This is a genomic window from Acidobacteriota bacterium (genome assembly GCA_030774055.1).
GTDB lineage: Bacteria > Acidobacteriota > Terriglobia > Terriglobales > Acidobacteriaceae > JACPNR01.
Window position 1 is genome coordinate 1 of sequence record JALYLW010000120.1, and the last position, 24,019, is coordinate 24,019.

At 63.1% G+C, this 24,019-nt stretch carries 22 protein-coding genes, 1 tRNA gene and 1 pseudogene; 11 read left to right on the plus strand and 13 right to left on the minus strand.

Annotated features, from left to right (window positions below; translation table 11 throughout):
• Positions 1 to 32 precede the first annotated feature (32 nt).
• From M3P27_09905 to M3P27_09920, 4 genes are all read right to left on the minus strand, one after another.
• Positions 33 to 1,586 (minus strand): insulinase family protein, encoded by a 1,554-nt coding sequence (locus M3P27_09905; GenBank protein MDP9268619.1) that lies wholly within the window; start codon positions 1,584 to 1,586, stop codon positions 33 to 35.
• 9 nt (positions 1,587 to 1,595) lie between these two features.
• The gene (locus M3P27_09910) at positions 1,596 to 3,056 is read right to left on the minus strand and encodes an insulinase family protein (protein MDP9268620.1); all 1,461 of its coding nucleotides are present in this window, start codon (positions 3,054 to 3,056) and stop codon (positions 1,596 to 1,598) included.
• A gap of 311 nt (positions 3,057 to 3,367) precedes the next feature.
• Entirely contained in the window at positions 3,368 to 3,946 is a 579-nt protein-coding gene (locus M3P27_09915) for a hypothetical protein (protein MDP9268621.1), read from the minus strand.
• Entirely contained in the window at positions 3,930 to 5,093 is a 1,164-nt protein-coding gene (locus M3P27_09920) for a DUF2157 domain-containing protein (GenBank protein MDP9268622.1), read from the minus strand. Before M3P27_09920 ends, M3P27_09915 begins: the two co-directional genes overlap by 17 nt.
• Before the next feature lie 212 nt (positions 5,094 to 5,305).
• Here M3P27_09920 and M3P27_09925 point away from each other — a divergent pair, with 212 nt between their 5' ends.
• Together M3P27_09925 and M3P27_09930 are read left to right on the plus strand one after the other, a co-directional pair.
• Entirely contained in the window at positions 5,306 to 6,292 is a 987-nt protein-coding gene (locus M3P27_09925; protein MDP9268623.1) for a hypothetical protein, read from the plus strand.
• 29 nt (positions 6,293 to 6,321) lie between these two features.
• Complete coding sequence (locus M3P27_09930) at positions 6,322 to 7,659, plus strand: ATP-grasp domain-containing protein (GenBank protein ID MDP9268624.1); 1,338 nt, start codon at positions 6,322 to 6,324, stop codon at positions 7,657 to 7,659.
• 49 nt (positions 7,660 to 7,708) lie between these two features.
• Here M3P27_09930 and M3P27_09935 read toward each other — a convergent pair whose 3' ends face one another.
• From M3P27_09935 to M3P27_09945, 3 genes are all read right to left on the minus strand, one after another.
• Positions 7,709 to 9,139: a CUAEP/CCAEP-tail radical SAM protein gene (locus M3P27_09935; protein ID MDP9268625.1), complete on the minus strand. Its 1,431-nt coding sequence runs from the start codon at positions 9,137 to 9,139 to the stop codon at positions 7,709 to 7,711.
• Positions 9,140 to 9,248: 109 nt separating this feature from the next.
• Entirely contained in the window at positions 9,249 to 9,530 is a 282-nt protein-coding gene (locus M3P27_09940; protein ID MDP9268626.1) for an oxidative damage protection protein, read from the minus strand.
• Between the two features lie 229 nt (positions 9,531 to 9,759).
• Positions 9,760 to 10,152 carry a CBS domain-containing protein gene (locus tag M3P27_09945; GenBank protein ID MDP9268627.1) on the minus strand — a complete coding sequence of 131 codons (393 nt, stop codon included), beginning with the start codon at positions 10,150 to 10,152 and terminating at the stop codon, positions 9,760 to 9,762.
• 154 nt (positions 10,153 to 10,306) lie between these two features.
• Between M3P27_09945 and M3P27_09950 the strand changes: the two genes are divergently transcribed.
• The 3 genes from M3P27_09950 to M3P27_09960 all read left to right on the plus strand — a co-directional run bounded on the left by M3P27_09950 (position 10,307) and on the right by M3P27_09960 (position 13,374).
• Positions 10,307 to 10,651 carry a 4a-hydroxytetrahydrobiopterin dehydratase gene (locus M3P27_09950; GenBank protein MDP9268628.1) on the plus strand — a complete coding sequence of 115 codons (345 nt, stop codon included), beginning with the start codon at positions 10,307 to 10,309 and terminating at the stop codon, positions 10,649 to 10,651.
• A 93-nt stretch (positions 10,652 to 10,744) separates the two neighbouring features.
• Complete coding sequence (locus M3P27_09955) at positions 10,745 to 12,646, plus strand: ABC transporter ATP-binding protein/permease (protein MDP9268629.1); 1,902 nt, start codon at positions 10,745 to 10,747, stop codon at positions 12,644 to 12,646.
• Between the two features lie 104 nt (positions 12,647 to 12,750).
• Entirely contained in the window at positions 12,751 to 13,374 is a 624-nt protein-coding gene (locus M3P27_09960) for a DUF4412 domain-containing protein (GenBank protein MDP9268630.1), read from the plus strand.
• Positions 13,375 to 13,413: 39 nt separating this feature from the next.
• On the opposite strand, the gene M3P27_09965 is transcribed toward M3P27_09960, so the two are convergent.
• Together M3P27_09965 and M3P27_09970 are read right to left on the minus strand one after the other, a co-directional pair.
• The gene (locus tag M3P27_09965; GenBank protein MDP9268631.1) at positions 13,414 to 13,941 is read right to left on the minus strand and encodes a DinB family protein; all 528 of its coding nucleotides are present in this window, start codon (positions 13,939 to 13,941) and stop codon (positions 13,414 to 13,416) included.
• 75 nt (positions 13,942 to 14,016) lie between these two features.
• Complete coding sequence (locus M3P27_09970) at positions 14,017 to 16,671, minus strand: protein kinase (protein MDP9268632.1); 2,655 nt, start codon at positions 16,669 to 16,671, stop codon at positions 14,017 to 14,019.
• Between the two features lie 271 nt (positions 16,672 to 16,942).
• On the opposite strand from M3P27_09970, the gene M3P27_09975 reads away from it, so the two are divergent.
• The 4 genes and pseudogenes from M3P27_09975 (at position 16,943) to M3P27_09990 (ending at position 19,002) form a co-directional block, all read left to right on the plus strand.
• Entirely contained in the window at positions 16,943 to 17,416 is a 474-nt protein-coding gene (locus M3P27_09975; protein ID MDP9268633.1) for a DoxX family protein, read from the plus strand.
• Between the two features lie 29 nt (positions 17,417 to 17,445).
• On the plus strand, positions 17,446 to 17,907 hold the full coding sequence (locus M3P27_09980; protein ID MDP9268634.1) for a MarR family transcriptional regulator: 462 nt from the start codon (positions 17,446 to 17,448) through the stop codon (positions 17,905 to 17,907).
• A gap of 16 nt (positions 17,908 to 17,923) precedes the next feature.
• Positions 17,924 to 18,049 (plus strand): annotated as a pseudogene (locus M3P27_09985) (pirin family protein).
• 29 nt (positions 18,050 to 18,078) lie between these two features.
• Positions 18,079 to 19,002, plus strand: coding sequence for an NmrA/HSCARG family protein (locus M3P27_09990; protein MDP9268635.1), 924 nt, complete (start codon positions 18,079 to 18,081; stop codon positions 19,000 to 19,002).
• 12 nt (positions 19,003 to 19,014) lie between these two features.
• Here M3P27_09990 and M3P27_09995 read toward each other — a convergent pair.
• The 4 genes from M3P27_09995 to M3P27_10010 all read right to left on the minus strand — a co-directional run bounded on the left by M3P27_09995 (position 19,015) and on the right by M3P27_10010 (position 22,432).
• Positions 19,015 to 19,104: transfer RNA gene (locus tag M3P27_09995), tRNA-Ser, on the minus strand.
• A gap of 57 nt (positions 19,105 to 19,161) precedes the next feature.
• The gene (locus tag M3P27_10000; GenBank protein ID MDP9268636.1) at positions 19,162 to 20,592 is read right to left on the minus strand and encodes a DUF4118 domain-containing protein; all 1,431 of its coding nucleotides are present in this window, start codon (positions 20,590 to 20,592) and stop codon (positions 19,162 to 19,164) included.
• Complete coding sequence (locus tag M3P27_10005) at positions 20,589 to 21,317, minus strand: response regulator transcription factor (GenBank protein MDP9268637.1); 729 nt, start codon at positions 21,315 to 21,317, stop codon at positions 20,589 to 20,591. The genes M3P27_10000 and M3P27_10005 overlap by 4 nt, the downstream gene beginning before the upstream one ends.
• Positions 21,314 to 22,432: a histidine kinase gene (locus tag M3P27_10010; protein MDP9268638.1), complete on the minus strand. Its 1,119-nt coding sequence runs from the start codon at positions 22,430 to 22,432 to the stop codon at positions 21,314 to 21,316. The genes M3P27_10005 and M3P27_10010 overlap by 4 nt, the downstream gene beginning before the upstream one ends.
• A gap of 143 nt (positions 22,433 to 22,575) precedes the next feature.
• Here M3P27_10010 and M3P27_10015 point away from each other — a divergent pair, with 143 nt between their 5' ends.
• Together M3P27_10015 and M3P27_10020 are read left to right on the plus strand one after the other, a co-directional pair.
• Positions 22,576 to 22,716, plus strand: a complete 141-nt coding sequence (locus tag M3P27_10015) for a hypothetical protein (protein ID MDP9268639.1) — start codon at positions 22,576 to 22,578, stop codon at positions 22,714 to 22,716.
• On the plus strand, positions 22,713 to 23,984 hold the full coding sequence (locus tag M3P27_10020; protein MDP9268640.1) for a porin: 1,272 nt from the start codon (positions 22,713 to 22,715) through the stop codon (positions 23,982 to 23,984). Before M3P27_10015 ends, M3P27_10020 begins: the two co-directional genes overlap by 4 nt.
• Positions 23,985 to 24,019: the final 35 nt, after the last annotated feature.

A 24,019-nucleotide genomic window follows, 5' to 3' on the forward strand; every position in this document is an offset into this window, starting at 1 on the left:
GCCGTGGCGGGCGCCGGAACACCAAAAGTGAATCAATCGCCGGTGGGCTTCTCCGCCGCTGCGGCTTTTGCCTTCATCGGCTTGCCTTCCGCGTCGAACATCTCCGTGGGCGCGAAGCCGGAGACCACGTCCTTGATGGTCTTGGCGTTCTCCTTCTCTTCCGTGCCGGGTTGTTTCGAATCGCCCACCACCACGATCTGCAGGTGGTCGAGGTCGATGTACTTCTTTGCCGTCTGCTCGATGTCCTGGGCGGTGATGGCGTTGACCTTTGCCGGGTAGGTGTCCCAGTAGTCGACCGGCAGGCCGTAGTACTTCACCGTGAGCCAGCGGTTGAGCAGATTGGTGGGACTCTCGAGCGAGAGCGCGAAGACGGCCACGATGGAGCGTTTGCTTTCGTCGAGTTCCGCCGCGGGGACAGGCTCCTCGCGCATCTTGCGCAGCTCGTCGAGCAGCGAGTCCATCGCTGCCTTGGTGACGGCGTTGCGTTGCTCGCTGGTCGCCTCGACCACGCCGGGATAGAGATTGGCGTTGAAGCCGCTGTAGGAGCCGTAGGTGTAGCCCTTCTCCTCGCGCAACTCGAGGAACAAACGCGACGAGGCGCCGGCGCCCAGGATGCGGTTCATCACCACCAGCGAGATGTAATCGGCGTCGGTACGCTTGATGCCGAGATTGCCGGTGACGAGGTTGGTCTGCACCGAACCCGGCCGGTCGATCAGATACGCCTTCTTCGGCTGCGACTGCGGCACGGGCGGCAGGGTCGAAGCCGGGACAGCGTGCATCGCCCATCCGCCAAAGTACTTGTTCGCCAGCGCGAGCGCCTGCGCCTGCGTCACGTCTCCTACCACGCCGAGGATGGCGTTGTTGGGGGCGAACCAGGTGTCATGAAACTTCTTCAAGTCGGAGACGGTGATGGCCTTCACTGATTCCGGCGTGGCTGAGATCACCGCGGCGGGGAAGTCGCGATACAGCACTTCGTAGAACTTCTCCTCCGCCAGGAAGCTGGCATCGGAGCGCTGCTCTTCGAGCTGCGGCAGCTTGCGCGATTTGTATTTCGCGAGCTCCGGCTCGGGAAACGCGGGATTCAACGCGACGTCGCTCATCAGTTCGGCCATCTTGTCGGCCGATTCCACCAGGCCGGAGATGGAGACGCTGGTGATGCCCGAGCCGAAAGCGGCGTTGGTACTCAGCGTGGCGCCGAGCTGGTCGGTAGCCGTGGCGATCTGGGAGGAATTGCGTTTCGCCGTGCCCTCGCGCAGCATCGCGGCGGAGGTCTCCGCCAACCCGGGAAGGTCCTTCGGATCAGCGAGCGCGCCGCCCTTCACCCACAGGACGAAGGCCACGGTGGGCAGCTTATGCTGCTCGAGTACGATGACGGAAAGCCCGTTCTTCAGCTTGGTCTCGGTCGGGCGCGGCAGCTGGACCTGCAACACCTCATGGCTGACCGGCGCCTTGTTGAGCCGCTGCACCGATTTGGCAGAGGTCCCCTTATCACCGCCGGGCTGTTGTGCGAGCGCTGGGCTGCAGATCGCCAGCGCCGCGAAGAAGAGCAGGACTGAAGCTGCGCGTTTCATCTGTGTCTTCGTCATCGCGTCTCCTTAGTTTCCCGCCGTCGCCGGCGCCTGGGGCTTGGCGGGCGGCAGGGTGATGACCACGCTGCGCTCGGTGGGGACAAGGTACTTGCTCGCGGCGGCTTTCACCTGGTCGGCGTTGACGGCAGCGAACTTGTCGTAGATGTGGTTGATGAGCTCGGGATCGTTGAAGTAGACGGCGTACTGGCCGAGGCGCATGGCCGTCTGCAGCGACGACTGCCGCGCCTGGATGAGCGAGCGGCGCTCGAGGGTGCGCGCCTTGTCCAGCTCGGCCGCGGTGACGCCGTCTTTCTGAACGGCGGCGATCTCGTCGTAGATCGCCTTCTCCAGGTCTTCGGGCTTCACGCCGGGTCGCGGCATGGCCTGGATGTAGAGCATGCTGGGGCCGATGCGCGAATCGGGGTCCACGCTGATAGAGGTGGCCAACTGCTTCTCTTTCACCAGGCGCTGGTAGAGGCGCGAGCTGCGCCCGGTAGAGAGGATGTTGGCCAGCACCTGCATGGCGTAGTTGTCGGACGTGTTGCCGGCCGGGATGTGGTACGCGATCAGGATCAGCGGCAGGCGCGCTAGCGGGTCAATGATCGTCTCACGGCGCTCACCGTAATGCTCAGGCTCGGCGAGGTTGGGGTGTGGTGGTTCCGTCTGCGCCTTGAAGCCGCCAAAATACTTGTTCGCCAGCGTGAGTGTCTGCTGCGTGTCGAGGTCCCCCACCAGAGTGAGCACGGCGTTGTTGGGCGCGTAGTAGATGCGGAAGAAGTCTTCCACGTCCGCAAGCGAAGCCGCGTTGAGGTCGCTCATCTCGCCGATGGTCGAGTGCTTGTAGCTGAAGTTGTCGTAGGCAAGGTTGTCGAGCTCGAGCCCCGACTTGCCGTAAGGCTCATTGTCGTAAGAGAGGCGCCGCTCTTCTTGCACCGCCTTGCGTTGGTTGTCGAGCTTTTCCTGCGTGAAGGCGAGCCGGCCCATGCGGTCGGCCTCGAGGAAGAGCGCGAGTTCGAGCTGATTCTTGGGCAGGATCTCGTAATAGTTGGTCCGATCCTCATTGGTGGTGCCGTTCATCCCACCACCGTTGTTCTCGATGAGGATGAAATGCTCGCCCTTGCCCACGTTCTCCGAGCCTTCGAACATCATGTGCTCGAACAGGTGGGCGAAGCCGGTGCGTCCCGGCCGCTCGTTGCGCGAGCCCACGTTGTAGGTGATGGCGATGCCGAAGACGGGAGCGCTGTGGTCTTCGGCGATGATCACACGCAAGCCGTTGGCCAGCTTGGTGTCGGAAAACTTCAGCGGCGCGATGCCGGCGGGCTTGGCGGCGGCGGCGGGCATCGTCTCTGTGGCCGGCGCCGTTTTCTTATCGGCCTTCTTTGCGGGCTTCTTTTCGGCCGTCGTTCCGCCGGACTTTTGCGCGAGGCCGAGCGGCGCAAGCGCCAGCGCGAGCAAGAGTGCCAGACCGGTGATGCGGTGGATTCTCATTGCAGCTCCTTCAGAATGGTGCAGGACCAGGGCAGAAACCCAATAGCGTGACGGAACGGCCGCGAAAATGCAAGCCGCAGGCACACCCGTACCTCTGGATCTGATACGCGATTAGACGGCGGAAAGTTCGCGAGGTGAGCGGGTCGTCTAGCGGGATATGGAATGACGACAGGAGGAAAGGAGGAAGGGAGGGAAGGGCAAACATAAAGAAGAGAAGTCAGAAACTTCAAAACTCAAACTTCAAACCTCAAGATTCAAAACTCAAAAAACCTCCGCTCCTCCCCTCCTCCTGTTTGGGTTCCGCGGCGACCTTAACGAAGATCGAGCGGGCTCCAGGCGCCATTCTTTTTCAGCGCCAGCTGGATGGGCCGTGGCGGACCCTTCTTCGGGAGGGTGACCTCGGCCCAGAGCTCGCTGCCGTCGTTAGCGCGCGGCGTTGGATCCTGCGCGTGCTCGGGGATAAAGTAGAGCACTGCATCCGAGAGCACCGCGACGACGGGGAAATCGACGGGCTGCTTGCCGGAATCGAGATTATCGGGGACGCGCGGCATGACCACGCCGGGAGCGGCCGCGAACCACACCAAATGATCGCCAGTCTCGTCGCGGACCGCGACCAGCTTGCCGCTGCGCACCTCGAGCCGGGCACGGCGCTCGCCCGAGCCCCATTGCCATAGCTCGCTGCGCGTCTTGGGCGGCGGGAAACCTTCGGCGTCGATGATCAATTGCAGGCTCAGGTAGCGGCCGCGGATGGGCAGGTCGGGATCGTAGGGCCGCGCCTGCGCCCAGACACGCGGCCGAGTGTGGCGGTCGTAGAGCAGCTTGGCGCCGAGCGAGGTGACGAGCGCCACGTGGATGGCGGCGATGACCAATCCTTTATAGAGCGGCTTCACGCGGCGGCTCCCTTCGCGTCATACTTTGGACCCCCATGCTGGCGACTAAGCGCCGGCGGGTGCGCTCGAGCAGCCATCCGCCGAGCAGAAACAGGATGCCGAGGATGATGAGCGAGAGCGAGCGGCCGAGCTTATCCATCACGCTGGAGAAATAGAAACCCATCACCGTGACGCCGAAGCCGGCAACGCCGAGGTTGATGCGTACGCGGCGCGATTCCTTCATCCCCCAGGCGATCAGGCCGATGGCGCCGAGCGCCTCCCACACGTACGCGAGGATGTTGTCGCCGCGGTTCTTGAAGACGAAGGCGCCGAGGCCGATGACCCAGAGCGCGGCGACCAGGTTCATCCAGGCAGCGCTGCCGCGCAGCCAGTAGGCGAGCGCGATGGGCAACGCGATCGCGCCCACCAGTCCGATGATGATGGTTTGAAGGTTGTGGGCGCGATAGCTGAAGTCGTAGTTGGGATAACTCAGCAACAGCCAGACGGTCGCGGGGATGAGCGCGAGCGCGCCCAGCCATGTCAGCGCGCGCCGGACGGGCTGCGAGTCTTCCGCGATGCGGGCGGACAGGTACGTGAAGGCGAGCAGCGTGGCGAATTGCGCAGCCACCCAATCGCTGCCGGCCACATGCTGAGTGCGCACCCACCACTCACCGGTGATCCACCACGGCGTCAGAATGGCGGCGAGCAACGCCTGCGGCCAGTCGCGCCGGATGGCCCACGCGATCCACGCGCCCAGCGCCCACAGCAGCACGCCGCCCGGCCAGTGCTCTTCAAGGTTGAAGATCTGTCCGGCGAGGAAGATGCCGGCGCCGAGCGTGATGGTGCCCACGGCGTGCAGTGCGATGGCCAGCTTCTCGAACTTCTCTGCCGTGAACGCGCCGGCTACATGGAAGAGCGCCACCATGGCGAGCACGAGCGAGAAGCGTCCCGCAGGTGAGAGTTCATCCCAGTGCGCGGCGACGAAGAGCAGCACGCCCGCGCCCATGAGCAGCGCGCCGAAGGCGACCGCCAGCACGATGGGCCAGCGCAACTTGGGTTCCACGCGCGCATCCTCGAAAGCGCGGATGCGTGCGGCGGTGGCGTCGTCGATCACCGACGCGGCGGTCCACTCGGCGAGCTTCGTCTCGAGCTTCGGTGCGATCGCCATAAGGAAGGGTTCGGTTGCAGCTGTCTTTGATCCCGCTGTCTTTGATCCCGCTGTCTTTTGGTTCCGCGGTTGGGTTCCGCAAACCATAGCCTGTGCGGCCCCGGCCTGCAACCGTAGACTCCCGGCAACGACATAACGCCCGCAACTCTAGAACGGGACGACCGCAAAGAGCTTGCGCGCGAGGGCTGGTTCAGTCCATGCTGGTTGCAACCATGCGTACAGGGTTCGGAACTCTTCTGTTGGCGGTGGTCTCGCTGGTGGGAGCAATATCGACGACATCGGCGGGGGCGGCAGGCGCGCCCCGGCAGCCGCAGCGGGCCGTCTGGGTATGGAACAACTGGGTGGCGAGCGACCCGGAGCGTCGCGATGACTTGATCGCGTTCTGCCGGCAGCGCGGCATCAACGTCCTCTTCTTGCACGTCTTGCCGGAAGAGCTGAGCGTCCGCTCAGCCGACTTTCGCGCTTTCCTGACGCAGGCGCATGAGCAGGGTTTCAAGGTGCAGGCGTTGGCAGGAGCGCCTGAGTGGGTGTTCGCCGACAAGCGCGAGCGGCTGAGCGGGTTTCTCGCAGCGGTGCTCAAGTTCAACCAAGAGGGCCCGGCGGAGGCCCGCTTCGAAGGCATCCATCTCGACGTGGAACCCTACGACACAGCGGAGTGGAAGGCGGGGCCGGCCGCAGTGGGGAAGCAGTACCTGGAGATGCTGGAGTTCACGCGCGCGCGAATCGGCGCGCTGCCGCTCGCGGCCGACGTCCCGCCCTGGTATTCGACCGTCGAAATGGATGCGACGGCGGGCCGGTCGCTACTGGCCGCGGTGGTCGAACGTGTGGACCAGATCGGATTGATGGCGTACGCCCGCCAAGTCAGGGATATCGGCGGCAGCAGCCGCTATGCGCTCGAAGCGGCGCGTCGCCAGGGCAAGGGCGTGTGGGTCGGGATGAGTGCGCAGCTTTATGATTCCGACATGAAGCGCGACCAGCCGCTGCGTGCGCAGGTGGAGAATGTGGTCAAGTCCATCGAGAAGAGATTGAAAAGCGCGCCCGGCCTGCTGGGCATCGCCATCCATGATTACGAGCACTACCGCCCGCTGTACCCGGCAGGCGCCGCGCGCGCCAAAGCAAAGTCGAAGACGCCTGGTGCCGCATCGACGCCCGCAGCGGCGGCGGGGTCCGCGGCAGCCACGTCCGGCAATCTACAATAGCTGCGGCGCTGCATCATCGGTCATCCGTCATGCGCGCCTCTGCCATGGGCAAACCGAGCGAACCAGGCACATCCAAACTTCTCCTGCTCACCACCACGACCGGCTACCAGACGCGCGCGTTCGTGGCGGCGGCGAAGAAGCTCGGTCTCGCGATCGTGTTCGGCAGCGACCGCTGCGACAAACTCGACGACCCGTGGCAGGATCAGGCCCTGCCGCTGAAGTTCCATGAGCCCGAAGACGCCGCGGCAAGAGTCGCGGAATACGCGCGTGCGAACGGCGTGGCCGCGATCGTTGCCATCGGAGATCGTCCCACGCCGGTGGCCGCACGTGCATGCGCCGCGCTCGGGATGCCATCGCATCCGGCGCAAGCCGCCGACCTCTGCCGCGACAAGCATCGTTCCCGCCAGCGACTGCGCGAGGCCGGCTTGCTCATGCCGCGCTTCCAGCGCTTCCCGCTTTCCCGGTTTCCACTCCCCAGTGACACGGAACAGATCTTTTCGTCGCCGGCATTCGACGTCGGATTCCCGTGCGTGCTCAAGCCGCTCGCGCTTTCCGGCAGCCGCGGCGTGATCCGCGCCGACGATCCAGAAGCCGCGGTGCGCGCCTTCGAGCGCATCCGTGCGCTGCTGAAGAAGCCGGACGTGCGCGTGCTGCGCGATGAGGCCAGCGACTTCATCCAGGCCGAGGAGTACATCCCGGGCGTGGAGGTCGCGCTCGAGGCGGTGATGGATCGCGGACGGCTGCATCCGCTGGCCCTCTTCGATAAGCCGGAGCCGCTCGCCGGCCCGTTCTTCGAAGAGACCATCTACGTCACGCCGTCACGACGCTCGCCGGCCGAGCAGACGGCGATCGTGCGCACGTTGGAAAAATGCGTTGCCGCGCTCGGACTGACCCACGGTCCCGTACACGCCGAATTCCGGCTGAACGAGAAAGGTGTTTATCCGCTCGAGATCGCGGCGCGGTCGATCGGTGGACTGTGCGCGCGCGCGCTGCGCTTCAAGCTGCCGCTGGTGGAAGAGGAGATGTCGCTGGAAGAAGTGGTGATCCGCCTCGCCATGGGCATGGACACACGGCGCGTCGTCCGCGAAACGCAGGCGGCGGGCGTGATGATGATCCCCATCTCCGAGGGCGGCGTGTTCCAAGGCGTGGAAGGACTCGTAGAGGCGCGAGCGGTTGCGGGCATCGACTCGATCGAGATCACCGCGCAGCCCGCACGCAAGCTGGTGCCGCTGCCCGAGGGCGCGAGCTACTTGGGATTCGTCTTTGCGTTTGGAAAGTCGCCGGAGTTTGTGGAGAGCGCGCTGCGCCAAGCGCATGGCAGGCTGACGTTCAGAGTCGCAGCCGAGATCCCGGTGCTGCGCGGCTAGATCTGTGGACAGATCAGACTCCGGCCAACTGGCCGGACGTGGGTTCCGCTCAACAATACCAAGGCTCGGTGAGGTACGGGATGGTCGCGCGCGCGGGCAGCGGCGCCACTTGCCATGCCGGTGCCTCCTTCAGCGCCGGGTCCTGCACCAACTCGCGGACCGCGGCAAACACGGCGCCGCGCTGGACGTCGTGCTCGGCGTCTTCATGTGTCGACCCAAGGTGTGTCGACCCAAGGTGTGTCGATCCAAGCGCGACCACGGCCTCGACCTCTCGCTGCAATTCATCGACGCGCGGATCCAGATGCTGCCACGGATAAGCCAGCTTCGCGCGATCGAACTCGCCGACCAGTGCCCGGACTTCTTCCAACTCCAGCAAACGTGAAGCGGCGGGGATAAGCAGCCGGATGGCAAGCTGTACCGGCGCAATGTGCTCGACCAGGTCGAGTTCCGCGAGCGTCGCAAGCATCTCGCAGTAAGACGCCAGCGTCGTCCAGGGCGTGAATGGGATAAACGTTGGCGAGAGTGGCAGGCCGGCCGAACGCATGAGCGCAACCGCACGGAGGAAGCCGGCGCGCGTGTGGTGCTTCTCCAGGCGCGCGAGCACGGCGTCATCGAGCGATTCGACCGCGCTGACGACGAAGGCGCACCCGGTCGCGCGCAACTCGGGCACGAGCCCGGCGTGCTGGAGCAGGTGCTCGATCTTTATGGTGGCGTCGTAGGTCACGCCGGGAAACTCGCGATGCAGGGCGCGCACGATCTCCAGGGCGTGCGTGGGACCGTTGAAGAAGTCGGGATCGCCGAAGGTGATGTGCTGGGCGCCGTGCACGACCTGGCGACGGATGTCTTCCAGCACGATCTCGCGCTGCACGATGAAGAACTTCCCGTTGTAGACATTCACGACCGGGCAATGGCGGCAGAGATGCTTGCAGCCGCGGCTCGCTTCGGTGTATCCCACGGTGCGCAGCGAGCCATCGGGCATGCGCAGCCGCGCGTACTCGGCGAGCGCGGGCAGTCCGGCGCGGTCAGGGACGCGGAAGCGGAGGCGGTCGAGAAATATGTCTGGCGGGGAGGCGTCCGGCGGGGAAACGGAGCGAGCCCCGTTCCCACCAACCGCCTGCGCGAGCTTCAGCAGCTGGCTTTCGAATTCACCACCGATGATGGTGGCCACTCCCGCGTCGCGCAGCAGTTCCGCGTTGAGCGGTGCGTAGAGGCCGAAGGCGCAGAGCCCAGCCGCCGGATTCAATGCGCGGACTCTGGCGATCACCGGCAGCGCCAGGCGCGTGGCGGCGTGCATGGGCAGATAGAAGCAGATGAGCTGCGCGTCGCGAACAGCCCCAGCAGCCTCCGCATCATTCAGCCTTTGGCGCGAGAGATCGAGCTGCGTGACGGTGTGTCCCGCTTCGCGGAGCCAGGCCGTGGGCGAGGCGAGTCCAAAGGGCTGGCGACCAAGCTCGTAGGTCGAGATGAGGAGGACGTTCATGGGTCTGGGCGCGCGCGGACGGACGGAATCCAAGATGCTTCGCGACCGATACCCCGCCGGGAGAAAGCGGCGGGGACCCCTCGGTCACTCAGCCTGACCCGTCATGAGATCACTGTTTCTGCTGGGGCGGGACGTAATCAGGCGGAAGCTGCGCACCCTCGCCAAAGAAGAACTGCTCCATGTGCTGGACGATGATCTCCTGCGCCTTCTTGTCAGCGGGGTTGAGGCGATATTCGTTGATCACCATCTTGGCGTGTTCGCCCCACAACCGCCACGCTTCCTGCGAGACGTTCTCGTAGATCTTCTGTCCCAGCTCGCCATCGAACGGCGGCTCGTCGAGCCCGGGCATCTCCTTGCCCAGCTTGATGCACTTCACCATGTGCTCTGCCATCGCTTCTCCTTGGATCTTGAGCCATTGATTATAGACGGCTGGGAAACACGAGGTTGCACGCACGCGAAAACCGCAGGAAAATGACGCTCCCCCGCAGCCCATCGAAAGCCTTTTACCTTCGAGACGCTGAGCCGGAAGGTGCGCGAGACCATCGGGCGCGGCGCGGTGGCCGCCGCTTCGCGCGAATAAAGCCTCGAGCGATTAAAGCCTCGACCGGCCAGAGTTTTGCTCAGGCACTGCCGGCAGACTTGCGCTCGCGCATCATGATGTCGCGCAGCGAGATCAAGCCGAGCAATTTCGTGCCTTCCATGACCGGCAGATGGCGGAAGCCGGCCTCGCGCATCAGCTGCATGCACTCATCGATGTCAGCGTCTGCGGTGACCGTCTGCGGCTTCGAGGTCATCACCTCGCTCACCTTCGTCATCGCCGGGCTACGGCCGCCGGCGACCACGCGCCGCATCAGGTCGCGCTCGGAAAAGATGCCGATCAAGTCGCCATCACGCAACACCGGCACCGCGCCGATGTTGAACTCGGTCATCAGGCGCGCGGCTTCGATCACCGTCTGTTCCGCGTCCACGGAGAGCACGCGGTGGTCGCGCAGGATGTCAGATATCTTTGCCATACAAATACCCCTGGTCTACGCCCCTTAGGTCTACTACTACGGGTCGCCGCCCTTGCTCCAGAACGGAAGACAGAAGACAGAAGGGCTTTGTACCACACCCTGAAGGCGGCGGCGAGCGAATCTGCCCGCTTGCTGAGGACTATAATCGCGGACTATGACTGACTTAGCGAGCAAGAGCTGTGTGCCGTGCCGTGGCGATGTTCCCGCGCTGAAGGGCAAGGAGTTACACGAGTTGGAGAAGCAAGTGCCCGGCTGGAAGGTCGTCAACGAGCATCACCTGTCGCGCACCTATGAGTTTCCTGACTTCAAAAGCGCGCTCGAACTGGTGAACAAGATCGGCAACGTCGCCGAGCAGGAAGGCCACCATCCCAACATCTGCTTCACCTGGGGCAAGGTCGAAGTCACCAGCTACACCCACAAGATCGACGGATTGACGGAGAGCGACTTCATCCTGGCGGCGAAGATCGAGAAGCTGCCGCGGACAGGGAAGTCCGCGTAACCGCTTTCAAGCTCCGTGACGTCAGAGATTTTGCAGCGGCGCGGGCTCTGGCCGCGTCCAATCTTATTAAACATCCATTCGCAGACCATCCAGATGAGCGCTTCCCCACTACCCAAGCCGGAGAGCAAACCTGCCAAAAAGCCGGTGAACCTGCGCGCGGCGTGGCCCGAGATCTGGGCGCTGATGAAGCCGCGCAAATGGCTGCTGCTGCTTGGGCTCTTGCTCATGGCCATCAACCGCGTCTCCGGGCTGGTGCTGCCGTACTCCACACGCTTCCTCATCGACAACGTGATCACGAAACACCAGACCAACCTGCTGCTGCCCATCGTGGGCGCGGTGCTGCTGGCGACGATGGTCCAGGGCATCACCTCGTTCTCGCTGACGCAAGTGCTCTCGAAAGCCGCGCAACGGCTCATCGCCGAGTTGCGCCTGAAGGTGCAGGGACACGTCGGGCGGCTCGCGGTGAGTTACTACGACGCGAACAAAACGGGCGCGCTCGTCTCGCGCATCATGACCGACGTGGAAGGCGTGCGCAACCTGGTGGGCACGGGCCTGGTGGATTTCCTCGGCGGGCTGCTCACGGCGGCGATCGCGCTGGTGGTGCTCTTCCACATCAGCGCGAAGATGACGTTGATCGCCATCGCCTTCCTCAGCGTGTTCGCGCTGGCATTGCGCAAGGCGTTCGGCACGCTGCGTCCTATCTTCCGCGAGCGCGGAAAGATCAACGCCGAGGTGAGTGGAAGGCTTACCGAATCGCTGGGCGGCGTCCGCGTGGTGAAGGGATATCACGCGGAAGCGCGCGAGCATGCCGTGTTCGGCGCCGGCGTGGGCCGCTTGCTGGATAACGTGCTGCAGACGCTCACGGCGATGTCGGTGATGAGCCTGTCATCGAGCGTGCTGCTCGGCTTGGTGGGCGCCATCGTGATGTACGTGGGCTCGCGGCAGATCCTTTCCGGCACCATGACGCTGGGCGATTTCTTCACCTACACCATGTTCCTCGGATTCATGGCAGCGCCGCTGTTCAGCGTGGTCAACGTGGGCACGCAGTTGACCGAAGCCATCGCCGGCCTCGAGCGCACGCGCGAAGTGCTGAGCGAGTCTCCGGAAGATACTGACCCGCGACGGACGGCGACCCTCTCTGGCATCAACGGCGAGATCGAGTTCCGCGACGTGGTCTTCGAGTACGACCCGGGCAAGCCGGTTTTGCAAGACGTTTCGTTCATCTCGCAGCCCGGGACCGTGACGGCGCTGGTCGGCTCATCGGGTTCGGGAAAATCCACCATCATCGGATTGGTCGCCGCGTTCCACGTGCCGCTCTCCGGAAAAGTCCTGGTGGATGGCACCGACCTGGCAACGGTGCGGCTCGATTCTTATCGCACCCACCTCGGCGTGGTGCTGCAGGATTCGTTCCTGTTCGACGGCACCATCCGCGAGAACATCATGTTCTCGCGCCCGGAATCGTCGGAAGAAGAGATGCTGAGCGCGTGCCGCATCGCGCGCGTCGACGAATTCGCCGAGCGCTTCAAAGACGGTTACGACACTATCATCGGCGAGCGTGGCGTGAAGCTTTCCGGCGGGCAGCGGCAGCGCGTGTCCATCGCGCGCGCGGTGCTCGCGGACCCGCGCATCCTCATCCTCGACGAAGCGACCTCGAGCCTGGATTCCGAGTCGGAGCAGATGATCCAGGAAGGCCTTGCCTACCTGATGAAGGGACGCACCACCTTCGTGATCGCGCATCGGCTCTCGACCATCCGCCGCGCCGACCAGATCCTGGTGGTTGAGAACGGGAAGATCGTGGAGCGCGGGACGCACGAAGTGCTCTACGCGCTGGGCGGCCGCTACTTCGATCTCTACAACAAGCAGCACGGCTTGGAGACGAATCTCTTCCTCGCTCCCGGCGAGGGCGACACCATCGAGACGGCCGATGCAAAGACGGAAGCGTCGAACGGCCGCGAGCCGGTGGTGGATCCGCTGCGCATCATTCGCGGATCGTGATTCGGCCGCGGGTCGACTGCGCCGCTCTTCCTTTGAAACTCGCGGCTTTCCAGCCCGGCGCCTAGTGGGTACAATCCCGCCCTGCTTAAAACAGGAGGTCGCATATGCGGCGCAGACTGATGCAGTCGGGCCTCGGGCTTTCTCTGTTCCTCGGATTGGCATTTGCCTTGGGATGCAGCAGCACCAGCACTCCGGAGTCGTCCTACACGAGTCCGGTGAGCAAAGCGCAGATGGCCGTCAACGGTGCGTCGATCAGCTCGGCGATGCAAAAGGCGACGAGCTGGCACGTGACGATGAAGGGCCCCAACGTGGACATGACCATGGACGTGGTCTGTCCCGACAAAATGCGAACGGTGTCGAAGACGGGCAGCAGGAGCGCCGAGACCGTGCGCGTTGGACCGGCGATGTACATGAAGGCGGGAGGAAAATGGATGAAGGTGCCCGCCACCGGACAGCCCGCGAGCGTGTGCGGCAACACGGCTGCCCCCGGCTCGAAGATGCCGACAGTCGATCCCAACGTGACCATGACCAAGGGCGGAACCGAGACGGTGAACGGCGAGAGCTGCACCGATTGGACCACCACCGCCTCCGATGGCAAGGGTGGGCAGACCAGCTCCACCATGTGCATCGGCAGCGACAATCTGCCGCGCCAGATCAAGACGGGCCAAATGGTGATGACCTACTCCGATTGGAACAAGCCCATCACCATCGACGCACCCAAGCTGTAGCGGGCGCTGGAACGAAGATGTAGCGCTGCGCGCTCGCCGTCAGGCTGGCTTCGGAGCGTTCGCGGCGCGCGCGCGCATTGCCGCCGTCTCTTCGCGATTCGGGCCGAAGAGTCCCGGCACGCCGCCGCCGGCCAGGCGCGTCAGCACGGAGAGCTGTCCGCGATGGTGGGCGAGGTGCAGCAGTATCCCCGACCATAGCAGGTCGCGGATGGCCGTCTCGGTGCCGCCGAAGGCCACGATCTTGCGGTCGAGGTCCGCGGACGTGAGCTTGCGGATGCGCTCTGCGGCCTCCGTATGGATGCGCTCGTATCCCGGCGCCAACGCCTCCACAGTCTTGGGCCGCTCGATGTGCGGCGGCTTCGCGCCCACGTCGAACTTGCCCTGCTCGACCCCGTAAGAGATGTAGCCGTCCAACTCAGACAAGTGCCACGCCAGCTCGCCCAGCGAGCGGCCGCCGGCGTCCGGGCGGAAGTCATATTGAGCGCGCGGCAGCTCGCGCAGCACCGCGACCGTCTTCTTCGCTTCCTCATCCCACAGCTTCAGGAAGGCTTGCAGTTCGTCGTGCATGGGGGTTCTCCTTTGGACAATGTCTGATTCGTTTCGGATGTCGCGCAGGCGGAACGGGGTTCAGAAAAGTTCCGCTTACTTCTTCAGCAGCACCGGCCAGTTGCTGATCAAGGTGAGCGGCGCGTTGCTCTCATCGGGAGCGCTGCTCACGAGGAAGCGGCCGTCTTTGGTCACGTCGTAGATGCTGTAATCGAAGTTCCGGGGATGCGTCTTGAAGAGCGCGGCCGGCGTGCCGATCTTCGGCTCGCTGCCGGATGTAGCAATGCTCACTGCCGTCAGGATGTTATCCGGCGCGAGGTAATAGAGCTCCGTACCGCTCCTGCGCCACAGTGCCTGCCGCCCGCCGCTGGTGGAGACTTGCCACTTGCGGCCACCGCCGGGGAAGGGGGCGACGTAGACCTCGTTGCGGCCGGACTCGTCGGAGTCGAAGGCTATCCAGTGGCCGTCGGGAGAGAACTTCGCCGCGCGCTCGTTGAACGTCGTCTGCATGAAGGGGACCGGCTTGCGCTCGCCTTCGAGCGGCAGCACCATGATGTCGCCTTTAGTCGTGCCGGCCGAGATAGTGAAAGTGATGAAGCGTCCATCGCGCGACCAGTCGGTGGGGATCACGTCCCCGGTGCTCGAGGTGTAAAGCGCCTCGGCAGCGCCGCCGCCGACCGGCTGCCGGAAAAGGTTCAGCCGCGGCGTCTGCCGGTTGGACGAGAATGCGAGGCTGGAACCATCCGGCGACCACAGTGGATACCGGTTAGCGCTGCTGGTGGTGAAGCGCGTGTCGAGCTTGCGCTGGACGTCATACAGCCACAGATCGATCGCCGACTGCCGGTATTCCACGATCGCAACTGTGTTCTCGTCGGGCGCGATCTTTACTTCGATGAACCGGCCGGGCGTCCCCAGGATCCCGAGTTGTTTCCCCTGGCGGTCGTACCAGATCAACTGCGCCTCGTTGGTCACCGTTCCTGGTTCAAAGACGAGCAGGCCGCTGGCGGAAACGGAGTACAGGGCGTGGCTGAAGAGACCGTCGATCTGCAGATCGGAGCTCAAGACCGTTGGCTCGCCGGAAAGTTCGCCGCGATCGGGATCGAACTGCTGCGCGACCAGCTTCTCATCCCGGATGAAGAACAACTCTCCCCGGGCGTACTCGGCGTTGTACGCGGAGGCCACCGCGACCTTGGCCGTCTTGCTCTTGATGGAACCGAGCAGGACGTTGCTCGCGCTCGAAGCCGAGCCCGAGAGACTGCTGACAAAAAGAAAATGCTCGCCGTCGGGCAGAAAGCTTGGCCAACGATGGCTGAGCGCGGTCCCCAGCTCGGTGACCTGCGTGGGTTTACCGCCGGTTGCGGGAACGCTGAACAGCGGGCTGAAACGCGTGGGGGTGAAGACGATCACGCCCTTGTTGCTCCACGACCCGCCGCGCGCGTCCTCTGCATCGCAAATGGACTCCGCCGGCCCGCCTTCCGCCGCCACCTTTTGCAGCTTGCTGTTGGCGAAGAATGCTAGATAGCGGCTGTCGGGCGACCAGAACGGGCCGTATCCGTCTTCGGTGCCCGCAAGGCTCTTCGATTCGCCGGTACTCAGGGTGCGCAGCCAGATCGAGCGTTGCGTACCTTTCACCGCAACGAACGCGATCTTGGTGCCGTCCGGCGAGATCGCCGGGACGCCATAGATTCCCGTGAGGCTGAATCCCGCCTTATCCGGCGGCAGTATCGAGCTGCGGACCACCGGCTGCTGCGTCGAAGCCGTGCGCCAATAGGCCAGGCCGCCGGCGATAGCCAACAATAAAAGCACGGCCGCGATCCCCCACGCCGTCCACTCGCGATGTTTGCGATGCGCCACCACCGGGGCGGCCACGCCGGCTTGCGAACCGCCCTCGGCGATCCAGCGCAGTTGCAGCTTCACGTCATGCGCCGTCTGCCAGCGTTCGTCGGGATCTTTCGCCACGCACGTCTTCACCACGCGCTCGAGCGCGGGCGGCGTGAGTGGCTGGATGGTGCTGAGCGGCGGCGGATCGGATGCCAGGATCGACGCCACCACGCTGGCTTGCGTCTTGCCGTCGAAAGGACGCTTGCCGGCCGTCATCTCATAGAGCACGCATCCGAACGCGAACAGATCCGAGCGCGGATCGGCGTCCTTCCCTTCGATCTGCTCCGGCGCCATGTACTGGAACGTGCCGACGATGGTGCCCTCGGCGGTCAGCGGCTTGTATTCGTGCGAGGCGGTCAGCGCGCCAAACGCGCTGGCGGCCAGCGCCGCGCCCGCCATTGGTTTCGCAAGCCCAAAGTCGAGTAGCTTCAGGCCGTCTTTGGTCAGCATCACGTTGCCGGGCTTCAGGTCGCGATGGACAACGCCTTGCCGATGCGCGCGCTCGAGCGCGTCCGCCATCTGGATGCCGTAGGCCAGCACCTGCTCCACCGCGAGCGGCCCACGCTCCAGACGCTGTGCCAGCGACTCGCCTTCCAGGTACTCGAGCACGAGGTAGTCCACCTCGCCCTCGCGGCCCACGTCGAAAAGCGTGCAGATGTTGGGATGCTTGAGGGATGAGATGGCTCGCGCTTCACGCTCGAACCGCTCACGCAGTTGGCCGCTGGTAGAAAGATGTTGCGGCAGCACCTTGAGCGCCACGTCGCGGTCGAGGCGCGTATCGCGGGCGCGATACACCTCTCCCATCCCTCCGGCGCCGAGGGGCGAACTGATCTCATAAGGGCCGAGTTTTGTCCCGGGAGCGAGCGGCATGAACAGTCTGTGGGGGAAGCCCGCGAATTATACCTTGGAAAATGGTGGACGCCGAAACAGGCCTGTGACTCGCCTTGCGTAGTTGGACACGGCGGAATGCCAAACCGGCAGGAAATACGGAAGGAAGGAAAGAAAGAAGGAAAGAGGGAGGAGGAGGCGGGGGAGGCGGGGGGGGCGAAAGTATTATGATATAAAGAATCCTTATGTAAGGATTAGTAATCCTATCCTGTGCCTGCCATTGTGAGCAGGGAACTTACTGGGAGGGTCTCTCATGATCCGTAGATTGATCAACACTGACAACGACACTGCGACCACCATCCTGCGCGTGGTCATCGGCGTGGTCTTCTTCGCGCATGGCGCACAGAAGATGCTGGGCTGGTTTGGCGGATACGGCTACACCGGCACCATGGGCTTCTTCACTGGGATGCTGCACATTCCCGCGCCCTTGGCGTTCCTCGCCATCGCGGCGGAATTCTTCGGCGGACTCGGACTCATCTTCGGAGCGCTGACCCGCGTCGCGGCCTTCGGCATCTTCGTCAACATGGTCGTCGCCATCGTGATGGTCCACTTCCAGTTCGGCTTCTTCATGAACTGGAGCGGGACGCAAAAGGGAGAAGGCTATGAGTACCATCTGCTCGCCCTCGCCGGCACGGCGTTCCTCATGCTCCATGGCGCTGGCGCAGCTTCCATCGACCGCCTGTTAGCGGGCGTCAAGAACCACCATGCGGCGGCTCGAGCTGCCTGACGCCCCAAGCTGATTGAGGAGAAGAGACCGTGAAAAACGTGAAAAAGAAGACCAGCCGCATCACTGCTCCCCACCTCTGGATCGTGATCATGAGGAGCCAGCACGCGGTGCGGCTTCTCCTGGAGAGGGGCATTGCTTCGAAACTCGGTCTCACGGATTTCGCCGCGCTCGAGGCGTTGCTGCACAAGGGCCCGCTCACCATCACGCAGATCCAGGAGAAGGTGCTGCTTGCCACCGGCTCGATGACGGCCGCCATCGACCGTCTCGAAAAACACGGACTGATCGTGCGCAAGTCGAGTCCACGCGATCGCCGGGCGCGGCTCATCGCGCTCACGCCGAAAGGCAGGCAGGTGGCGGCGGCGTCCTTCGCGCAGCATGCCAGAGAATTGGAGGAGCTGATGTCAGTGCTCTCGGAGAGAGAAAAGCGGCAGGTCTACGAGGCGCTGAAGAAAGTCGGGATGTCCGCAGCCAGGAAACTTAATGAGGCCTGAGCTCATACATTCGCGGATGGATGGGTCGGCGGCACGTCATCCCTACGAACTCGCTCTCGGAAACTACTCGGTGCACACCAGCCCGGCTGCGCTTCAGGCCGGCGAGCGGCACATCGCCGAGACCGATCCATCGTTGCAATAACAACCTCAACTAAGGAAAGGCACACACGAATGAAACGCCCAGGTAAGAAACTGATCGCCGTGGTCGGCGCAACCGGCCAGCAGGGAGGCACCGTCGCCCGCGCCCTCCAGGCCAGCGCCGGGTTCACGGTCCGCGCTCTGACTCGCGATCCAGAGAAGCATCGCGGACTTGCCGACGAAGTCGTCGAAGCTGATCTGAACCGTCCCGAAACCCTCAAGGCGGCATTTGCCGGCGCGCACGGCGTATTCCTGGTCACCAGCTTTTGGGAACAAGGCGCCGGCGAACTTGAGCAGGCAACCGCGGCGGTACGCGCGGCCAAGGCTGCCGGCGTCAAACACTTCGTCTGGTCCACGCTGCCCGATGTGGAAACGATCAGCGGCGGCAAGCTCCACGTTCCCCACTTCACCGGGAAAGCGAAGGCCGATCGGATAGTCCAGGCAGCGGGGTTTGCGAACCATACGTTCGTCATCGCTCCGATGTACTACCAGGGCCTGCTCGGCGCGATGGCTCCGCAGAAGCAGCCAGACGGCTCCACTGGCTGGGTCCTCCCGCTCGATCCCGAGGTGCGCTGTCTCCACATGGGCGACATCACCGAACTCGGCGCCATCGTGGCCGGAGCCTTCGCACACCCGGATGAGGCCGGCCATGGCGAATACCTGCCACTTGTTGGGGATTTCCTGAGCTTCGATGAGATCGTCGAGACCCTGAGTCGACTGGGTCAAGAGTTCTCATTTCGACAAGTGCCCAAGGAAGTCTTCGCTGCTTCCGGCTTTCCCGGGGCCGGGGAGATCGCAAATATGTTCGGTTACTTCCAGGCGTACACCTACTTGGGTTCGGATTCGCGCGACCGGATCGCGCTCGCCAACAAGATAGCCGGCCGGCAACCGACCAAGTTCGCGGCGTGGGCCAAAAAGAATTTCCCGGCCTTGGTCACAAAGGGCAACAACAGATAAGCGGCGCGAGAATGGCGGAGAGGGAGGGATTCGAACCCCCGGTACCCGTTAGGGTACAGCGGTTTTCAAGACCGCCCGTTTAAACCACTCACGCACCTCTCCGATACAAGTCTATCAACAGTTTGCGAGCCGCCAGCGGTCGTCCCCGTTGCCTACGAGTCAGACCGGCAGACTGAAACTAAAAACAGAGCCATGCCCTAGTTGGCTGGTCGCGGAGATCGTTCCGTTGTGGGCCTCGATGATGGCCTTCGCGATGGAGAGTCCCATTCCCGTTCCTGGGCTATGGCCGCGCTGCTGCTGGCCGCGATAGAACTTGTCAAAGATCATCGACTGCTCAAAGTCGTCGATGCCTGCGCCGCGATCGGCAACGCTGGTCACCAGCTGCCGATCCTTGGTCTCGGCGGTGATGCTGATCGGCGAGCCGGGCGGAGAATACTTAGCGGCATTCTCAAGCAATTGCAGAAGCACTTCCTTGATCCGCGCCGCGTCCATGCGAACGGATGGAAGGTCCGGGGCAAGGTGAACTTCGACAGGATGATCTTTCAGGCGTTGCTCATATTCCTCTAACGCGATCTCGATCACTTCTCCGATCCGCCGCGACTCAAGTTGCAGTTCGACCTCGCTCGCGTCCAGCGCCGCCATCTCGGTCGCTTCGCCCACCAGACGGTTTAGCCGATCGGTTTCTTCGTTAATCACCGTCAGTAGCTCCGAGCGGTCTGCACTCGACAGGTTGCTATCCGAGATCAGGCCGGTGACGGACGCCTTGATCGAGGTCAACGGTGTGCGGAACTCGTGCGTCACAGAGTCCAACAGGGCGGACCGCAGGCGCTCGCTCTGTCGAGCCGCTTCCGTCTTGCTAAGTTTCTCGATCGCGGCAACGCGCTCGATCGCGATGGCGATCAGGCTACCGATCGCCTCAAGTGTTTGGAGGGAGAGCGACCCGCCACTTACGCCAATGCTGCCGACCGGCTGCACGCCGATGCGGACCGGCGCGATGCAGACTCCGGCTTCGACATCGTTCTCCGCCTCACCTCGAAGGCTCGTCGTCTGTAGCTTCTGTGTGTCCAGCGCAAGCGCGTCGGGAGAGGATCGATACAGCTCTCGCCGCGTCGCAACAAACAGGGCCGCAGTCGAGACGCCGAAGATCTCCACGATGTAGGCCGGGATCTTGTTGAGCAACTCGCTCGCATTCTCGGTAAGCAGAAGCCGCTGACTGAACGCATACAGCCGATCCACCTCGCGGCGGCGCTGGTTAGCGATGTCCGCATTCTTCAGCGCGCGTTCTGCGAGCTGGCTCGCCACGACAGCCGCGATAAGGAATGCCAGCAGCGCCGCCCAATTCTCAGGGTCGGAGATGGTGAACGTGCCGATCGGCGGCAGAAAGAAGAAGTTGAAGCAGGCTGTGGCAAGCACTGCGGTGACCACTGCATAGCGCAATCGCCAGGCTGCCGATACTCCGAGGACGATCAGCAGGTACGTGAGTGCGACGGTGGTTGGGTTGGCAGGGATGACTTCGCGATACAAGAATACGACGGCTGCCACGCTCACGGCGCACACCGTGAGGCGGAAGATCACCTGGCCGACTCTCATGCTGTTCTCGCCGCGCCTGAGTCAAAGCGATAGCCGACCCAAGGGTCCGTGATGATGTAACGGGGAGAGTCTGGCGATGGTTGCAGCTTCTTGCGGAGCCGGTTGATGAAGACACGCAGGTACTCGATCTGCTCTGTGCTCTGGCCGCCCCACACCGCGCCCAGCAGCGCGCGATGGGTGACCACTTTACCCGGTTGCTGCGCGAGATAGACCAGGACATCGAACTCTTTCGGCGTCAGCCTGATTTCTTCTCCGCGAATCGTCACTCGCCGCCCCGCGCGCTCGATGCGAAGGTCCCCGGCCTCGATCACATTCGGCGCTTCTGCAACCGGCTGGCGGCGCAGATTCGCCCGCACACGCGCCATCAATTCATTCATTCCGACGGGTTTGGTCACGTAATCATCTGCGCCGGCATCGAGCGCCTGCACCTTGGTCCGTTCTTCGCCTTTGACCGAAAGCACGATGATGGGAAGCTGCGTCGTCGCCCGGATGTGTTTGCACAGCTCAAGTCCATTCATGTTCGGCATACCAAGATCGGTGATGACGAGATCGGGGGTCCAATCCTTCATGATCTCCAGCGCCGTCTCGCCATCATTCGCCACCCGCAGGTCGTAACCGCGCGACGAAAGAGTGGTTCGCAAGACACGGGTGATCTGCGGCTCATCGTCCACCACCAGGATGCGCCGCCGATCTTTTGGCTCAGGACTCCGCGTTTCCGCACTCATGACGCTTCCTGCGAGACGATATGAACGTCGACCGGCGGAGCATCGCGCAGGAAGCGGTGCAACGCAGACATGTAGAGATAGCGCCGCCATCCTTTGGTCGCGGAGTGACCGAAGATGACCTGTGTGATGTGCTTGTCGCGCACAAATTCCGCGACTCGCTCGGCGACGTCGCCGGGGGGCAGACGCACGATCGTCGCCCCCAGGTCCTGCGCGAAGCGGATATTCGCACTGAGGGTGCGCTGATTCTCGTCGAGGGTGTCCGCGGGAACTTCGACGTAGGCGACGTATAACTCGGCGTCGATGCCGTGCGCCATGCGCGCGCCGCGCGCGATCAAGTGCTGCGCCGCCGGATTCGAGCTGATGCAGACCGCGATCCGCTCGCGGACGCCGCTTTGCAGTCCCTGATTCTTGTCGAGGTAGGGTTCCAGGCTGCGATCGACGACCTGAGCTACATGCCGCAGGGCAAGTTCGCGGAGCGCCATGATGTTCTTGGTCTTAAAAAAATTCTCCAACGCGCGTTCCGTGCGCTCTTTCGGATATATATCGCCGCGCCGCATCCGCGTTTGCAGCGCTTCGGGCGTCACATCCGTCATCACGACCTCTTGCACGCGCTGCAATACCCAATCGGGAACGGTCTCGCGGATCTTTATGCCGGTGATGTTCTCGACCGTCGGGCTCACGCTCTCCAGATGCTGGATGTTCATCGTCGACACCACATCGACGCCGGCATCGAGCAGCTCAAAGACATCCTCGTAGCGCTTGCGGTGTTTGCTGCCTTCCACGTTGGTATGCGCCAACTCGTCGACCACCGCCACCTGGGGTTTACGCGCCAGGATCGCATCGACGTCCATTTCCTCGAAGACTGTCCCTTTGTATTCCAGCTTGCGGCGGGGCACGGTCTCTAGCTGGGTCACCAGTTCCGCGACGCCCTTGCGTCCATGCGTTTCCACCACGCCGATCACCACGTCTTCGCCGCGCTCGTGGCGACGGATGGCTTCGCTCAACATGCTGTAGGTCTTGCCCACACCCGGAGCGTAGCCAAGAAATAGCTTGAAGATCGCTTCCTTGGGCTTGTGCCCCGTTTCATGAAGCCATTGTTCGGGCGTCTTCGCCATCGCGCCTATTGTCACTGAGGAACAAGCCCGTGTCGATGAATCGCGGCATTTTCCCGTTTATGGATTGTTTATTTTCGTTTTAGCCGATGTTTACGGGCGGGACTATCTAATCGTCATTGGGAGCAAGGAAGGCGAGAATCCCAATGGCGTTAATATTTGAGATCGTGGTGCTGGTCTGCGGCGAGGGCTTTCTGATCTGGTTCCTCGTCGCCCTGATCCGCGAGACCTCCGGCAAGAAATCCAATATGGTTTACAGATCACCCGAGAGCGAGATCCGGTCTTGAGTTTTACCGCCGCACGAAAGTTGACCATGAGAGACCACCGTACCGAGGGTGAACAGGCGCAGGGCAACACAAAACGGCGGGTGTTCCTCGGACTATTCGGATTGCTTCTTAGCTGCTCGTTGACGGTCCATAGCCAGGACCAGCCTCCGGTCGCTCCCTCAACCCAGCCGGCCAATGACACTACCTCGACTTGGGAATACGGCGGTTTCATCGATGTCGGTTATCTACACGACTTCAATTATCCGGTCAATCATCTATTCCGCGGCCGCGGCACAACATTCCACGTAAATGAGGGGGATGTGAATATGGCTGCGGCCTATCTGCGAAAGAAGCCGACGGAGCAATCGCGTTGGGGAGTGGAGCTAACGGCGCAAGCGGGGAAAGACACAGAGATCTTCGGCTACTCTGCGACCGCCCCGGTTCTTGGAGGCGTTGAAGTGGCCGAAGCCCTCCGTCACCTCGGTCCTGCGAATGTCTCGTACCTCGCGCCGGTCGGGAAGGGCCTGACTATCCAAGGCGGCATCTTCAGCAGTCTGATCGGATACGACTCGCTCTATGCGAAAGACAATCTCAATTACACGCGCCCGTGGGGAGCGGATTTCACGCCCTACTTGATGCTGGGCGTGAATGCGAGCTATCCGGTGAACGACAAAATCACGCTCGCGGGCTTCGTCGTGAACGGGTACTGGCATCTCGCCGACGCGAATGCAGTGCCGAGCTTTGGCGGACAGATCGCCTACAAGCCCACTGCGCAATGGACCATCAAGCAGACGGGCCTCATGGGGCCACACCAGGCGGAAACGTCATTCGAGTTCTGGCGCTACCTGAGCGACACCATCCTGGAGTGGAAGCGCGATCCGGTGACCGTCGCCTTCGAGTTTATCGGTGCCACCGAAAAGGTGGCGACGCTTGGCGAACCGCAGGCAGCCTGGGTGTCAGCCCAGTTGCCGGTGAAATGGCAGGTGACCAAGCGCTGGGCACTCGCGGCGCGGCCCGAAGTTGCGTGGGATAGCGAAGGTCGCTGGACGCTGGCAAAGCAGACAGTCAAAGCGCTGACGACTACGGTCGAGTACAGGTTTCCTGTCCGAAAGGTGAACACTATCCTGCGCCTTGAGCATCGGATAGACGACTCGCGCGGTCCGCAGGGCGGGTTTTTCGACGATGGCTATGCAGCGCCCGGTATCCCGCGCCTGAAACCAACGCAGAACCTGCTCATCTTCGGCACCATCTTCACCTTCGACGGCACATTCAGAAGTGGGAGGCAGTGATGCCTGATCTCATCTTCATCGGCGCAACGCTGGCA

Bases quoted from the DNA above. Each gene is read 5' to 3' on its own strand.
- M3P27_09910 (MDP9268620.1), bottom strand. From the start codon at position 3,056: ATGAGAATCCACCGCATCACCGGTCTGGCACTCTTGCTCGCGCTGGCG.
- M3P27_09925 (MDP9268623.1), top strand. From the start codon at position 5,306: ATGCGTACAGGGTTCGGAACTCTTCTGTTGGCGGTGGTCTCGCTGGTG.
- M3P27_09935 (MDP9268625.1), bottom strand. From the start codon at position 9,139: ATGAACGTCCTCCTCATCTCGACCTACGAGCTTGGTCGCCAGCCCTTT.
- M3P27_09970 (MDP9268632.1), bottom strand. From the start codon at position 16,671: ATGCCGCTCGCTCCCGGGACAAAACTCGGCCCTTATGAGATCAGTTCG.
- M3P27_10015 (MDP9268639.1), top strand. From the start codon at position 22,576: ATGGCGTTAATATTTGAGATCGTGGTGCTGGTCTGCGGCGAGGGCTTT.
- M3P27_09955 (MDP9268629.1), top strand. From the start codon at position 10,745: ATGAGCGCTTCCCCACTACCCAAGCCGGAGAGCAAACCTGCCAAAAAG.
- M3P27_09960 (MDP9268630.1), top strand. From the start codon at position 12,751: ATGCGGCGCAGACTGATGCAGTCGGGCCTCGGGCTTTCTCTGTTCCTC.
- M3P27_09945 (MDP9268627.1), bottom strand. From the start codon at position 10,152: ATGGCAAAGATATCTGACATCCTGCGCGACCACCGCGTGCTCTCCGTG.
- M3P27_09975 (MDP9268633.1), top strand. From the start codon at position 16,943: ATGATCCGTAGATTGATCAACACTGACAACGACACTGCGACCACCATC.
- M3P27_10010 (MDP9268638.1), bottom strand. From the start codon at position 22,432: ATGGCGAAGACGCCCGAACAATGGCTTCATGAAACGGGGCACAAGCCC.
- M3P27_09905 (MDP9268619.1), bottom strand. From the start codon at position 1,586: ATGACGAAGACACAGATGAAACGCGCAGCTTCAGTCCTGCTCTTCTTC.
- M3P27_09940 (MDP9268626.1), bottom strand. From the start codon at position 9,530: ATGGCAGAGCACATGGTGAAGTGCATCAAGCTGGGCAAGGAGATGCCC.
- M3P27_09990 (MDP9268635.1), top strand. From the start codon at position 18,079: ATGAAACGCCCAGGTAAGAAACTGATCGCCGTGGTCGGCGCAACCGGC.
- M3P27_10005 (MDP9268637.1), bottom strand. From the start codon at position 21,317: ATGAGTGCGGAAACGCGGAGTCCTGAGCCAAAAGATCGGCGGCGCATC.
- M3P27_09965 (MDP9268631.1), bottom strand. From the start codon at position 13,941: ATGCACGACGAACTGCAAGCCTTCCTGAAGCTGTGGGATGAGGAAGCG.
- M3P27_10000 (MDP9268636.1), bottom strand. From the start codon at position 20,592: ATGAGAGTCGGCCAGGTGATCTTCCGCCTCACGGTGTGCGCCGTGAGC.
- M3P27_09950 (MDP9268628.1), top strand. From the start codon at position 10,307: ATGACTGACTTAGCGAGCAAGAGCTGTGTGCCGTGCCGTGGCGATGTT.
- M3P27_09930 (MDP9268624.1), top strand. From the start codon at position 6,322: ATGCGCGCCTCTGCCATGGGCAAACCGAGCGAACCAGGCACATCCAAA.
- M3P27_09920 (MDP9268622.1), bottom strand. From the start codon at position 5,093: ATGGCGATCGCACCGAAGCTCGAGACGAAGCTCGCCGAGTGGACCGCC.